This window comes from Mesorhizobium sp. M1D.F.Ca.ET.231.01.1.1 (genome assembly GCF_003999155.2).
GTDB lineage: Bacteria > Pseudomonadota > Alphaproteobacteria > Rhizobiales > Rhizobiaceae > Mesorhizobium.
This window is the reverse complement of record NZ_RZOZ02000003.1, coordinates 315,795-328,551: the sequence shown is the minus strand read 5'-3', so window position 1 is coordinate 328,551 and position 12,757 is coordinate 315,795. Positions and strand designations below refer to the sequence as shown.

Annotated in this window: 15 protein-coding genes; 10 read left to right on the top strand and 5 right to left on the bottom strand. The window is 65.8% G+C overall.

Annotated features, from left to right (window positions below; all coding sequences use genetic code 11):
• Nucleotides 1-165: 165 nt before the first annotated feature.
• From EN874_RS11040 to EN874_RS11025, 4 genes are all read left to right on the top strand, one after another.
• Nucleotides 166-1,974 carry a methyl-accepting chemotaxis protein gene (locus tag EN874_RS11040; RefSeq protein ID WP_127424801.1) on the top strand — a complete coding sequence of 603 codons (1,809 nt, stop codon included), beginning with the start codon at nucleotides 166-168 and terminating at the stop codon, nucleotides 1,972-1,974.
• A 245-nt stretch (nucleotides 1,975-2,219) separates the two neighbouring features.
• Nucleotides 2,220-3,326, top strand: a complete 1,107-nt coding sequence (locus tag EN874_RS11035; RefSeq protein ID WP_127424800.1) for a hypothetical protein — start codon at nucleotides 2,220-2,222, stop codon at nucleotides 3,324-3,326.
• Between the two features lie 347 nt (nucleotides 3,327-3,673).
• A complete protein-coding gene (locus tag EN874_RS11030) occupies nucleotides 3,674-4,285 on the top strand; it encodes a nucleoside triphosphate hydrolase (protein ID WP_126086463.1) in 612 nt (203 codons plus the stop codon).
• 153 nt (nucleotides 4,286-4,438) lie between these two features.
• Nucleotides 4,439-4,762 carry a hypothetical protein gene (locus EN874_RS11025; protein ID WP_127424799.1) on the top strand — a complete coding sequence of 108 codons (324 nt, stop codon included), beginning with the start codon at nucleotides 4,439-4,441 and terminating at the stop codon, nucleotides 4,760-4,762.
• 6 nt (nucleotides 4,763-4,768) lie between these two features.
• Here the strand turns inward: EN874_RS11025 and EN874_RS11020 are convergent, their stop codons facing one another.
• From EN874_RS11020 to EN874_RS11010, 3 genes are all read right to left on the bottom strand, one after another.
• Nucleotides 4,769-5,473, bottom strand: coding sequence for a glutathione binding-like protein (locus EN874_RS11020; RefSeq protein ID WP_127424798.1), 705 nt, complete (start codon nucleotides 5,471-5,473; stop codon nucleotides 4,769-4,771).
• Between the two features lie 218 nt (nucleotides 5,474-5,691).
• Nucleotides 5,692-6,900, bottom strand: coding sequence for a beta-ketoacyl-[acyl-carrier-protein] synthase family protein (locus EN874_RS11015; protein WP_126086460.1), 1,209 nt, complete (start codon nucleotides 6,898-6,900; stop codon nucleotides 5,692-5,694).
• Between the two features lie 4 nt (nucleotides 6,901-6,904).
• The gene (locus tag EN874_RS11010; protein WP_126086459.1) at nucleotides 6,905-7,159 is read right to left on the bottom strand and encodes an acyl carrier protein; all 255 of its coding nucleotides are present in this window, start codon (nucleotides 7,157-7,159) and stop codon (nucleotides 6,905-6,907) included.
• Between the two features lie 195 nt (nucleotides 7,160-7,354).
• Here EN874_RS11010 and EN874_RS11005 point away from each other — a divergent pair, with 195 nt between their 5' ends.
• The 5 genes from EN874_RS11005 to EN874_RS10985 are packed head-to-tail and all read left to right on the top strand — an operon-like array spanning nucleotide 7,355 to nucleotide 9,775.
• The gene (locus EN874_RS11005; RefSeq protein WP_168247458.1) at nucleotides 7,355-8,203 is read left to right on the top strand and encodes an urease accessory protein UreD; all 849 of its coding nucleotides are present in this window, start codon (nucleotides 7,355-7,357) and stop codon (nucleotides 8,201-8,203) included.
• 35 nt (nucleotides 8,204-8,238) lie between these two features.
• Nucleotides 8,239-8,541: an urease subunit gamma gene (locus tag EN874_RS11000; RefSeq protein WP_059188709.1), complete on the top strand. Its 303-nt coding sequence runs from the start codon at nucleotides 8,239-8,241 to the stop codon at nucleotides 8,539-8,541.
• Between the two features lie 40 nt (nucleotides 8,542-8,581).
• Nucleotides 8,582-8,836, top strand: a complete 255-nt coding sequence (locus tag EN874_RS10995) for a DUF1272 domain-containing protein (RefSeq protein ID WP_127424796.1) — start codon at nucleotides 8,582-8,584, stop codon at nucleotides 8,834-8,836.
• A gap of 31 nt (nucleotides 8,837-8,867) precedes the next feature.
• Entirely contained in the window at nucleotides 8,868-9,461 is a 594-nt protein-coding gene (locus tag EN874_RS10990; protein WP_127424795.1) for a HupE/UreJ family protein, read from the top strand.
• An 8-nt stretch (nucleotides 9,462-9,469) separates the two neighbouring features.
• Nucleotides 9,470-9,775: an urease subunit beta gene (locus EN874_RS10985; protein WP_127424794.1), complete on the top strand. Its 306-nt coding sequence runs from the start codon at nucleotides 9,470-9,472 to the stop codon at nucleotides 9,773-9,775.
• A gap of 34 nt (nucleotides 9,776-9,809) precedes the next feature.
• Here the strand turns inward: EN874_RS10985 and EN874_RS10980 are convergent, their stop codons facing one another.
• Together EN874_RS10980 and EN874_RS10975 are read right to left on the bottom strand one after the other, a co-directional pair.
• On the bottom strand, nucleotides 9,810-10,283 hold the full coding sequence (locus EN874_RS10980; RefSeq protein WP_245513536.1) for a hypothetical protein: 474 nt from the start codon (nucleotides 10,281-10,283) through the stop codon (nucleotides 9,810-9,812).
• A 201-nt stretch (nucleotides 10,284-10,484) separates the two neighbouring features.
• Nucleotides 10,485-10,865 (bottom strand): hypothetical protein, encoded by a 381-nt coding sequence (locus tag EN874_RS10975; RefSeq protein WP_127424793.1) that lies wholly within the window; start codon nucleotides 10,863-10,865, stop codon nucleotides 10,485-10,487.
• A 176-nt stretch (nucleotides 10,866-11,041) separates the two neighbouring features.
• Here EN874_RS10975 and ureC point away from each other — a divergent pair, with 176 nt between their 5' ends.
• Nucleotides 11,042-12,757: an urease subunit alpha gene (gene ureC / locus EN874_RS10970; protein ID WP_168247459.1), complete on the top strand. Its 1,716-nt coding sequence runs from the start codon at nucleotides 11,042-11,044 to the stop codon at nucleotides 12,755-12,757.

Below are 12,757 nucleotides of genomic sequence, written 5' to 3'. Positions count from 1 at the left end.
TTCTTAAGCTGTTGCTGAGATACGGGCGAAGCTAACGTAACCCATCCGCCGCGTCCAACTGGTTAACGGCGACAATAAGGCATTTGCCCAGGTTTTCGCGCCCGCTTTGCCATCCGCACCCCCTTGCCGCTATGATGTTTGCGGCTTGGAATCGGGGGGATCGGCATGTCGGAAATCGCCACGGGTTCGACCTCGCTGCTGCGGGCGTCGCTCAGCCGCACCGGCAAATGGGCGGGCAGCGTCGCCTTCCTCAGCGGCGCGGTGTCGGACGTGCTCAACCCGCTCGGGCCGTTTGCCGCCTATATCGCGCTCATCGCCGCCGTCGCCGCGGCGATCATCGCCGTCGCCATGGTGCTGCGCCTGGTGCTGGCCGCGAAAGCCATGCCGGCGCTGATCTTCGCCACAAGCGCGGCGGCGATCGCCGGCGGCGTCTACGGCGTCCAGCAGGAAACCAATTCGCAGAACGGCGTTATCGCTGCGCTGGTGCCGGCGGTGGCCGGGCTGCAGCAGTCTCTCGGCATCGTCTCCGAGAAGGTGGCGAAGATCGAAAAGACGGTCACCGAGACGCAGAAGACGGTCGAGGAAGTCAAGAAATCCACCGACACGGTGGCTGCGAAGACCGACCAGATCGTCTCCGCCCAGCAACAGCAGACGGCGCAGGGCGCCGAGACGCAGAAGACGGTCGAGGCGGTCAAGCAGACCACCGACACACTGGCCGCCGGCCAAAAACAGCAGCAGGCCCAGGCCGAAAAACTCCAGGCGACCACCGAGCAGATCGCCGCCTCGATCGACGCGATCGCCAAGGGCTTTGCCCAGCTTTCAGCCCAGGGCGGGGCGATCGCCGACCCCACGCGTCCCGACGAGTTCTATCACAACGCCCGCGTCTATGAGCTTGCCGGCGACATGCTCAACGCCCGCCGCGCCTATCTCGCCTTTGCCGGCTTCAATGTCGACGCCATCGACCCCTATACACGCTTTGCCACGCTGCTGAGGGTCCAGGACGGCAAGGCCGGCGCGCGCGAAGTGTTCGGCACGCTCGCCGACAAGGCCAAGGCGCCGGCGATCAAGCTCGTCCATCTGCTCCAGTTCGACGATGCCCAGCGGCTCGACAAGCTCAACGCCTTCATATCGGCCAATCCGGACTACGCGCCGGCTTACTTCCTCGAGGCGCAGGAATTTTCCGAGGACCGCCTCGGCAGCCAGACGCTGGCCGACAAGCGCAGCGAAGCCGAGGCGCTGACCAAGTTCGTTTCCTATGAGAAGGATGGCGGGCTGCTCAAATATTTCGTCGACCAGACGCAACTGGCCGACTGGCTGGACCGCAGCCGCAGCCGGCTGGCCGCGCTTGGCGATGTGCTCGACCCATCTCGCTTCGTGCCGACGCTGACGCCGACGCGCTCCAATGCCGGCTGGTCGATGACGATTTCGCTGCCCGAGCCGGCGACGGCGATTTCCTGGCGGCTCGGCGACAACGGTCCGTTCACCGATACCGGCATGCTCGCGACCAACGACCAGCGCACCGGCAAGCCGATGCCGAACCCGAGCTTCGAGCTGCCCGACAGCACCGCGGCCACCACCATCGCCATAAAGTATCTCGACATCCGGGGCCGCGAGACCGGCCCGTTCGACATAAGCTTCGACCCGGATTCAGCGCTGCGGCAGGGCGACAAGCAGACTCTCGACCAGTTCTGGACCTCTTGGATCGCCTTCGATGCCAGCGGCAATCACGGCCTGGTCTATTTCACCCAGATGCTGTCCTACCGCTGCGCCATCAAGGCGGTGCATTACAGCCTGAACGGCACCGCGCTCGACAAGGAGATCAAGATGCCGCCCTGCGACGCCAAGGACCCCTACGCCATCCCCGCCGACTACCAGCCCTATTTCACGGTTGCCGACGATGTGAAGTCGATGGCGGTGCAGGTGACTTACACCGACGGCACGAAGTCCCCGGTCAGGGAGTATAAGAGGCAATAGGGGCTCCCACCCTCCCCCTTGTGGGGAGGGTCGATCCGCTCAGCGGATCGGGGTGGGGGTCGAAAAAGATTCTTTTGGTTGGACCCCCACCCCGTCGAGCGATCTCCGCGTTGCTCCGACCGCTCGCCGACCCTCCCCACAAGGGGGAGGGTAGACGGTGATGCAAAATGCCCATCACCGCGCTTGCACCGAGAGCCCTGAGCAGGCTTTGCTGCCGCCTTGCAAAAGATTCGCGGGATTGAGCGATGAACACGGTCACGATCAACGCTAAAGGCATTTCCGTCTCGCTCGACCTCGCGGTCGGGCACATCGCCGCCATGGAGGTCGAGGCCGGCGGTCGCGTCCTGAAGCCGCTGCACCGCGCGCCCTGGGTCGGTTCGCCGCGCGAGACGCAGCCGGAAAACCTTCCCGAAGGCACCGTGCGCCTGTCCGGCGATTTCCTCTGCGCGCCTTTTTCCACCAGCGATGTCGAGGCCGCACCCCTGCACGGCTGGACGGCCAACAGCGAATGGGATGTCGTCGAAAACGGCGCGGTTCCCGGCGGCTGGCGCGCCGTCTTCCGGCTGCGCCGCAAGGTTATGGGCGCCGCCGTCGACAAGATCCTGACGCTGCGCGACAACCACCCCTTCCTCTACCAGGAGCATATCTTTTCCGGCGGCTCCGGCGCCATTTCCGTCGCCCATCATCCGATGACGGCGATGCAGGGCGGCGGCAGGCTCGCCTTCTCACCGAAGCGCCTGGCGGTCACGCCGGCCACCCCGCTGGAGCCCGATCCGGCGCGCGGCCGGTTTCGCCTCGCCTATCCCGCCCGCGCCACCGATCTGGCTCATTTCCCGATCGCTGCCGGCGGCACCGCCGATCTCACCGACTACCGCATGGAAGACCGCCGCGAGGATTTCATTACCCTGGTCGAGGCCGATCATGGCGGGCCGGGCTGGACGGCGCTCGCCCGTCGCGCCGAGCAGGATCTGGTGCTGGTGCTGAAGAACCCGGCCGAGCTGCCGGTCACGATGCTGTGGTTCAGCAATGGCGGGCGCGACTATGCGCCCTGGAGCGGCCGCCACATCGGCGTGCTCGGCATCGAGGACGGCCGCGCCGCGGTCGGCCACGCCGCCTCGCTCGGCGACAACTGGCTGAAGCACGAAGGCGTGGCGACGGCTTTCGCGCTGGCCGAGGGGCGCAGCGTCTCCTTCCGCCATGTCATCGGCGCGGTTCCGTTCGCCGATACCGAGGCGCCAAGCGGCATCGAAACCACGCGCGAGGGGATACGCATCCTTGCCTCCGGCGGCGCGGCGCTAGAGGTGCCGTTCGACGGCGAGTTCCTGCGCATCGGCCGTTCGGTTTCGGACTGAGAGGTAGGCCGGAGCGCCTGAGAGTTCGTCATTCCAGGGGCGGAGCAAGGAGCGAAGCGACGCGCGCAGACCCTGGAATCCATGCCGTGACATTCGCCGAAGAGCGCAACGGCGCAGAATTCTGAACCGCGGCAGCGCTCGGGCGTCACGGAATGGATCCTCGGGTCTGCGCGCGTCGCTGCGTCCTTGCTCCGCCCGTGGATGACGAAGGGATAGGCGTCTCGGCTAATCTCGAGGGCGGAAGACTGCCAAACAATCAGTCGAAACTTCGGCATCAAGGAACCACGTTTGAAATTTCCGCCGACAGCCGCCAAGATGGGACCGCAATCGCTAACGGAGAGGCGTTGATGTCCGACTTAGCCCATATCACCGCCGCCATCTTCAAGCGCGCCGGCAAGGCCAAGCGCTTCGTCGTCGCCATCGCCGGCCCGCCGGGAGCCGGCAAGTCGACCATATCGGGCAGGCTGCATGAGCTGCTGCCCGAGGGCTCAGCCGAAGTAGTGCCGATGGACGGCTTCCATTTTGACGACATCGTGCTCAATCGGCGGGGCCTGCGCGCGCGCAAGGGCGCGCCGGAAACCTTCGACTTCGCCGGCTTCGAGACGCTTCTGAAGCGCATCCGCTCGGGCGAGCCCGACATCGCCATTCCGGTCTTCGACCGCAGTATCGAACTGTCGCGCGCCGCGGCCGAGATCATTTCCGCCGACACCAAGTTCATCCTGGTCGAGGGCAACTATCTGCTGCTCGACGAGGAGCCGTGGTCGCGGCTGGCGCCTTTGTTCGATTTCACCATCTTCGTCGACGTGCCGCGCAACGAGCTCGAGCGCCGCCTGATGGAGCGCTGGCGCGGCCATGGCAAGTCCGACGAGGAAGCCCGCGCCTGGATCGCCTCCAACGACATGCCCAACATCGAGCGCGTGCTGGCGCGCCGCCGACAGGCAGACCTGGTGATTGGTTAACCAGCTCAATTTTCACTATTTTTTGACGGGAACCTTAAGAGTTTCACGCCGTTATGCCCTATCGCGAATTGTCCGGCGCAGAAGCAATTCCAGGAAAAGTGCGTGACGGTTTTCCGTCCGGAATTGCACAAGCAATTAACAGGGAACCGTCTGATGGCAACCAGAACCAGAAAACCCGCGCCCGCGAGAAGCAGGGCCAATCAATCCAGGACAACGCAATCGAAGGCCGGCGCCGCCGAGGCGATGGCCGAGCGCACCAGGGACGCCAAGCCGGCTTTCGGCAAGGCCGCGCCAAAGAAAGTCGTGCCCGGCGCTGCGCACAAGGCCGCCGCAAAGCCCGCGAAGCCGCATAAGTCGGCGGCGAAGTCGGGCCCGATCCGCACCGTCGCAAGCGTTGCAACCGGCGCGGTGGTCGCCACCGCCCGGCTTGCCGCGTCGGTGCTCGGCCGGGGCGGCGCTAAATCCAAGGCCAAATAGTGCGAACTAGCCCCTCGCCGGGATAGCGAGGCCTCGCTGCACGGCCGGCCGGGCGAGGCCACGCTCCAGCCATGCCGCCACGGTCGGGAAATCGTCGAAGCCGACGAGGTCGCGCGCCTCATAGAAGCCGATCAGGTTTCGCACCCAGCCGAGCGTCGCGACATCGGCGATGGTGAACTCATCATCCATGATCCATTGCCGGCCCTTGAGCCGCGTTTCCAAAACGCCGATCAGCCGCCGCGACTCGTCGCGATAGCGCTCCAGCGGCCGCTTGTCGGCGATCTCGCGCCCGGCGAATTTGTTGAAGAAGCCGACCTGGCCGAAGATCGGGCCGATCGCGGCCATCTGGAAGAACACCCATTGGATCGTCTCGTAGCGCCGGATCGGATCGGCCGGGATCAGCTTGCCGGTCTTGTCCGAGAGGTAGAGCAGGATGGCGCCGGACTCGAACAGCCCGATCGGCTTCCCGTCGGGCCCGTTCGGGTCGATGATCGCCGGTATCTTGCCGTTCGGGTTGAGCGACAGGAATTCCGGCGTCCAGCTCTCGTTCTTGCCGATGTCGACATAGTGCGGCTCGTAGGGCAGGCCGATCTCCTCCAGCGCGATCGAGATCTTCACCCCGTTGGGCGTCGTGGAGGAGTAGAGCTGCAGGAGGTCTGGTTTTTTGGCCGGCCAGCGCTTGGTGATCGGAAAGGCGGACAGGTCGGTCATCGGGAGGCTCCGGGTGCGGATTGGCGCCGGGCGGCGCTCGTGGCGGGTGGGCAAGAATTGGGATCCCGGCCCTTCGGGATCAATATGCCGGCAATAGGCCTTGCCGTGCACGGACAGTCAATCAAGGCAGTCCGCCGGGTCGCGGGCGCGTTCCGGCGGCTGGCCGGCGCCCCTGTCAGAACCGCCCGCATCAGATCGCCCCTATCAGATCGCCCCTATCAGATCGCCTTGAAAGCCAGCACCGCATTGGTGCCGCCGAAAGCGAAGCTGTTGCTCAGTGCCGCGCGCACCTTGCGCTCGCGCGCCGTGTTCGGCGTCACGTCGAGGTCGCATTCGGGATCGGGCTCGCGGAAATTGGCGGTCGGCGGGACGATGCCGTCGCGGATCGCCATGACGCAGGCGATCATCTCCAGCCCGCCCGATGCGCCGAGGCAATGCGCATGCATCGACTTGGTCGAGGAGACCGAGAGCGCACCCACATGCTCGCCGAAGACGCGCTTGATCGCCGCGGTCTCGATCTGGTCGTTGGCCTTGGTGCCGGTGCCATGCGCGTTGAGATAGTCGACATCCTCGGGATTGAGCCCGGCATCCACCAGGCAGAAGCGCATCGCCGCTTCCGGTCCCTCGACTGTCGGCGCGACGATGTCGGAGGCGTCGGCCGACAGGCCCGCGCCGGCGATCTCGGCCAGGATGGTGGCGCCGCGCGCCATGGCGTGGTCGTAGCTCTCCAGCACCGCCATGCCGGCGCCTTCGCCCAGCGACAGGCCCTGGCGGTCGGCCGAGAAGGGCCGGCAGGTGTCGGGCGAAAGCACCCGCAGCGCTTCCCAGCCCTTGAGCACGCCCCAGACCAGCGGCGCCTCGGTGCCGCCAGCGACCATGACGTCGGCGCGGCCGAGCCGGATCTGGTCGACGGCCGAGGCGATGGCATGATTGGCCGACGAGCAGGCCGAGGTGACGCCGAACACCGGCCCGCGCAGGCCGAGACTCATGCTGACCTGGCCGGCCGCCGCGCCCGGCATCACTTTCGGCACGGTGAAGATTGCGGCGCGGTTGCGCCCCTCGATCAGGATCGCGCGGTAATTTTCCTCGATAGTCTCGAACCCTGCGACGCCGACGCCGACGACGGCGCCCATCCGGTAGGTGTTGTCGGCATGGGCGGTGAGCCCGGACTGTTGCATCGCCTCCCGCGCCGCGATCACCGCCAGCAGGCTGAAGCGGTCCATCGACACCACTTGCTTGCGGTCGATGCCGTGATCGGGCAACGTTTTGATTTCGCTGCCGACCTTGACCTTCAGGTCATGCAGCGAAGGGTTGTCGATCGGGCCGATTGCCGAGCGGCCCTCGCGCATGGCGCTCCATATGGCCGGCACATCGTTGCCGAGCCCGCATATTCCACCAATGCCGGTGATGACGACGCGCTTGAGCATGCAATCAGGCTTTTTTCGCAATCAATTCGCGAACCGCCTCGACCATGTCGCCGACGTTCTTGAGGTTGCTCCAGGCGTCGACCGTGTTCATCTCGATCTCGATGCCGTATTTCTCCTCGAGATCGAAGATGATCTCGGTCAGCTCCAGCGAATGGATCCCCAGCGTGTTGAGATCGGTGCTGGCGGTGATCTCCTCGCCGCCCGGCTCGGCATGCGCCTTGATCTTTTCGATGATTTCAGTCGTCAGCTGGTCAGCCATTCGGTTCCTTCCCCTGTCGTTTTCCGACGCCAACTGATCAGCGCCCCTTAGTCCCTGGAGTCACTGACGTCGTCGCCCCTACCTCGCCAGGCATCGCGTGACCGCTCCAAGGTGGCTCCCTCTATAGAAACCGAAACGATGTCAAGCAACAAGCTATATATCGACAAAGCCGCCGGAGTGCTTAACGTTGGTGTCGTGGACATGATCGACGATACTCCGCTTGCCGCCCAACGTGTTGCCGGGCGAGGCAGGCTTTTCTGCGGCAAAAGCGGCGGCCGGACCCGCCTTCAACGTCTCTACCAGGACGGATCGGCCAAGATCCGCATGCCCGCAGTGCAAGGCGACCCGCTGGAGGCGGTGCTCATCAACACGGCCGGCGGATTGACCGGCGGCGACCGGCTTGGCTGGGAGATCGAGGTCGGCGAGGGTGCTTCGGCCTCCATCACCACCCAGGCCTGCGAGAAAATCTATCGCGCCGCCTCCGATCGCGCCGAGACGACCGTCAGCCTGGATGTCGGCGCCGGCGGCAGGATTGCCTGGCTGCCGCAGGAGACGATCGTCTTCGACCGGGCGGCCTTTGCGAGGAAGCTCGATGTGACGCTTGCGGGTAGCGCCGAGCTGCTGCTGTTGGAGGCGACGTTGTTCGGCCGACTGGCGATGGGCGAGCAGGCGGTTCTGGGCAATTTCCACGACCGCTGGCGGGTCCGCCAGGACGGCAGGCTGATCCATGCCGAGGATTTTCGCATCGGGCCGGATATCGCGGCCGGCCTTCAGCGCCGGGCGGTGGCAGGCGGTGCGCGCGCAATCGCAACGCTGCTTCTCGTGTCCCCGCGGGCGGAAGCCCTGCTCGAGCCGGCCCGCGCCATCATCGGCGACCCCATCATCAGTGGTGGGGGCGGCGCCAGTTTCTGGAGCGTCGGGCAATCTGGCAAGCTTCTTGCGAGGCTCGCCGCCGGCGACGGCTACCAGCTCCGCAAGCGGCTGGTTCCGCTCGTCGAACTGCTCAACGGACGGGCGGGCCTGCCCAAATTATGGTCACTCTGACCTCGAATGGTTGATCTTGAATACCGGGAAGACGCATGAATCTGACGCCGCGTGAAAAAGACAAGCTGCTGATCGCCATGGCGGCGATCGTGGCGCGCAAGCGGCTGGAGCGCGGCGTCAAGCTCAACCATCCGGAGGCGATCGCGCTGATCACCGACTTCGTCGTCGAGGGCGCCCGCGACGGCCGCTCGGTGGCCGAGCTGATGGAGGCTGGCGCGCATGTCGTCACCCGCGCCCAGGTCATGGACGGCATCGCCGAGATGATCCACGACGTCCAGGTCGAGGCGACGTTTCCCGACGGCACCAAGCTGGTGACCGTGCACGAGCCGATCAGGTGAGGGCCGATCAGGTGAGGCCCACAAGGCGAAGGGAGGACCGATGCTGGAGCTCAGGCCCAATTGCGAATGCTGCGACAGGGATCTGCCGCCCGAGGCGACGGATGCGCGGATATGCACCTTCGAATGCACTTTCTGCGCCAGTTGCGCGGAGGGCGTGCTTGCCGGCGTGTGCCCGAACTGCGGCGGCAATTTTGCGCCGCGACCGGTCCGGCCCGCGGCAATGCTGAGGAAATACCCGGCCTCGGCCAAGCGCGTGCTCAAGGCGGAAGGCTGCGGCCCCCGCAAGGTCGCCTGACCCGGTAATTTTCAGAAGGAAAGACGCGCCCATGATTTCCGCTTCGACGAAATGCACCACGCTCGCCGCGATCCTCTTCCTGGCAGCCGCCATGCCGGCCTACGCCCATATCGGCATCGGCACCACCTCTTCCTTCGCTGCCGGTTTCGCGCATCCGCTGTCCGGCCTCGACCATTTGGCGGTGATGATCGCCGTCGGCCTGTGGGCGGCGATGAAGGGCGGCCGGGCGGTGTGGGCATGGCCGCTCGCCTTTGTCGGCGTGATGCTGGTCGGCGGCGCGCTCGGCATGCTGCATGTGCCGGTGCCCTTCGTCGAGCCAGCCATCCTTGCCTCGGTCGTGGCGCTCGGCTTGCTGGTCGCGCTGGCGGTCGACCTGCCGGTCTCGGCGGGTGTGGCCATCATCGGCCTGTTCGCTTTGTTCCACGGCCACGCGCATGGCGCCGAAGTGCCGGAGAATGCCGGCGGCCTCGAATATGTGGCGGGTTTCGCTGTTGCGACGGCGCTCCTTCATGCCATCGGCATCGCCGCCGTGCTCGGCCTTGGCCTGCGTTTCCGTGGCCTGGCTCGTGCTGCCGGCGCCTCCTGCGCCGCGGTCGGCGTCGGCCTTGCCTTCGGCATGCTGTGAGGACGACGATGATCCCCGGCGAAGTCATCACCGCCAAAGGCGAGATCGAGCTGAACAAGGGCCTGCCGACGGTGACGCTCAAGGTCGCCAACAGCGGCGACAGGCCGATCCAGGTCGGCAGCCACTATCATTTCTTCGAGACCAACGATGGCCTGAAATTCGACCGCGAGCGCGCCCGCGGCATGCGGCTCGACATCGCCGCCGGCACGGCCATGCGCTTCGAGCCGGGCCAGGAACGCGACGTCACGCTGGTGCCGCTCGGCGGCAAGCGCGAGGTCCATGGATTCCAGCAGAAGGTGATGGGCAAGCTGTGAGGTCCGGCAAGCTGTGAGGTCTGGGGCGCTCAAATCACTTCGGCGGCTTGGCGGCGGCGTAGATGACGATCTTGCCCGGATTGTCGAACTCGACGGCAAGCACGTCCTCGGCGAGCACGCGTCGCGAATCGATGGCATTGAAGAGCAGCGCGTTGGCCTCGATCTCCTGGCGCAGTTCCGCGACATCGTCCTGATGCTGCTTCACCTTGTTCTCGATCGCAGGCGGCGGTCCGCCCTCGCTGCGCGCGGCATCGGTCAGAAAGACGATGTCGACGCTGTCGAGCTTGGTCGTCTTGCGCACCGTGCCGATGTTCTCGCGCGTGCGGTCTATCGCGGTGATGACCTTGCCCGCTTCCGTCTTCGACAGCGCTTCCTCCTGCCGGATGTCGGAATCGACGATCGCCACGCCCGGCTTGGTGCTGTCCAATGGCGGCTTGCCGTCCAGCGGCTGCGCCGGGAACGCCGGGGCGGCCGCGACCAGAAGCATGGCCGCGACAAGGGTTGGCAAATCTGTTCCGAGGCATGGGGCGCTCGCCATCGCTCGCTCCTGATTGAACTTGTGGCGGGGCGAAAAAGGCGAAACGAGTTTCGTCGGCGGGAGGTTCCCTCGGCAATGCTGCCGACGGGCCTGCAGCCGGCCCGCCAGCGTTTGTTGCGGGACCTTTCGAGGACCCTGCTTTCACGCGCTTCCGGATGGAATTGCGCCGGGTTAGCTGGCCTTCTTGGTGATCAGGGTCAGCGCGCCGTTGGGCTGCAGGCTGGCGGCAATCACCTGCGCCGAGGTTATGCCCTTGGCTTCGAGCGCGGACTTCACCTTGGGCGTCGCGTCGATCGATTTGCGCAATGTCTGCAGGCCGGCGTCGCCGCGCTGCGCCACGATCTGGTTGACCTGCGTCTGCGTGTCCTTCGGCAGTTCCGTGATGTCGACGATGCTGACGCTCTCGATCGTCGGCGGCTTGGGCGTCTGGCCTTGGGGCGCGGCGGGAGCAGGTGCGGCCGGCGCCGGGCTTGGCTGGGGCTGCTGCTGGGCGCTCGCAGCGCCCGCCATCATCAAGGTGGCGGTCACGGCGAAAAATATCGCTTTACGCATGGATATTCCTTCCATCGGTTTGGAAAACGGTGGTTTTGGGCTGACTCGGCCACCTCAACCGCCAAATGGGATCGGAAGGTGTCGCCGGGCGGGTCATTGCGTGACCATTGGATGGCGAGAATGTGCGCCCCACGCCCAATCCCCACTTTCGGCAACCTCACTTTCGGGAGCAATCGCTGATGGCCAGAATTACCCGTGCCGCCTATGCCCAGATGTATGGCCCGACGGTCGGCGACAAGGTGCGGCTGGCCGACACCGAGCTTTTCATCGAGGTCGAGAAGGATTTCACCGTCCATGGCGAGGAGGTGAAGTTCGGCGGCGGCAAGGTCATCCGCGACGGCATGGGCCAGAGCCAGGTCGCGCGGGCCGAGGGCGCCGTCGATACCGTCATCACCAACGCGCTGGTCGTCGATGCGCTGGCCGGCATCGTCAAGGCCGATATCGGCCTGAAGGACGGCCGCATCGCGGCCATCGGCAAGGCCGGCAACCCGGACACGCAAGGCGGCGTCACCATCATAATCGGCCCCGGCACCGAGATCATCGCCGGCGAGGGCAAGATCCTTACCGCCGGCGGCTTCGATGCGCATATCCACTTCATCTGCCCGCAGCAGATCGAGGAAGCGTTGATGAGCGGCATCACCACCATGCTCGGCGGTGGCACCGGTCCGGCGCATGGCACGCTGGCCACCACCTGCACGCCGGGCCCCTGGCACATGGCGCGCATGATCCAGTCCTTCGACGCCTTCCCGATGAATATCGGCCTGTCCGGCAAGGGCAATGCCTCGCGGCCGGCGGCGCTGGAGGAAATGGTGCTTGCGGGCGCCTGTTCGCTGAAGCTGCATGAGGACTGGGGCACGACGCCGGCCGCCATAGACTGCTGCCTGTCGGTCGCCGACGACTATGACGTGCAGGTGATGATCCACACCGACACGCTGAACGAATCCGGCTTCGTCGAGAACACCGTCGCGGCGATCAAGGGCCGCACCATCCATGCCTTCCACACCGAGGGCGCCGGCGGCGGCCATGCGCCCGACATCATCAAGGTCTGCGGCCTGCCCAACGTCATCCCGTCCTCGACCAACCCGACAAGGCCCTACACCGTCAACACGCTCGCCGAGCATCTCGATATGCTGATGGTCTGCCATCATCTGTCGCCGTCGATCCCGGAGGACATCGCCTTTGCCGAAAGCCGCATCCGCAAGGAGACGATCGCGGCCGAGGACATCCTCCACGACATCGGCGCCTTCTCGATCATCTCGTCCGACAGCCAGGCGATGGGCCGCGTCGGCGAGGTGGCGATCCGCTGCTGGCAGACCGCCGACAAGATGAAGCGCCAGCGCGGCGCGCTGCCGCAGGAGAGCGGCGACAACGACAACTTCCGCGTCCGCCGCTACATCGCGAAGTACACGATCAACCCGGCCATCGCGCACGGCCTGTCGAGGGAGATCGGCTCGGTGACGGCGGGAAAGCGCGCCGATCTCGTGCTGTGGAATCCGGCCTTCTTCGGCGTCAAGCCGGAGATGGTGCTGGTCGGCGGCTCGATCGCCGCCGCCCCAATGGGCGATCCCAACGCTTCGATCCCGACGCCGCAGCCGATGCACTTCCGGCCGATGTTCGGCGCCTACGGCAAGGCGCTGACCAACTCGTCGGTGACCTTCGTCTCGAAGGCCGCCTTCGATGCCGGCCTGCAGGACCGGTTGGGCGTCGACAAGGCGATGGTCGCGGTCGAGAACACGCGCGGCGGGATCGGCAAGCATTCGATGGTGCTCAACGACGCCACGCCGCATGTCGAGGTCGATCCGGAAACTTATGAGGTTCGCGCCGACGGCGAGTTGTTGACCTGCGAACCGGCGACGGTGCTGCCGATGGCGCAGCGGTATTTTCTATTCTAG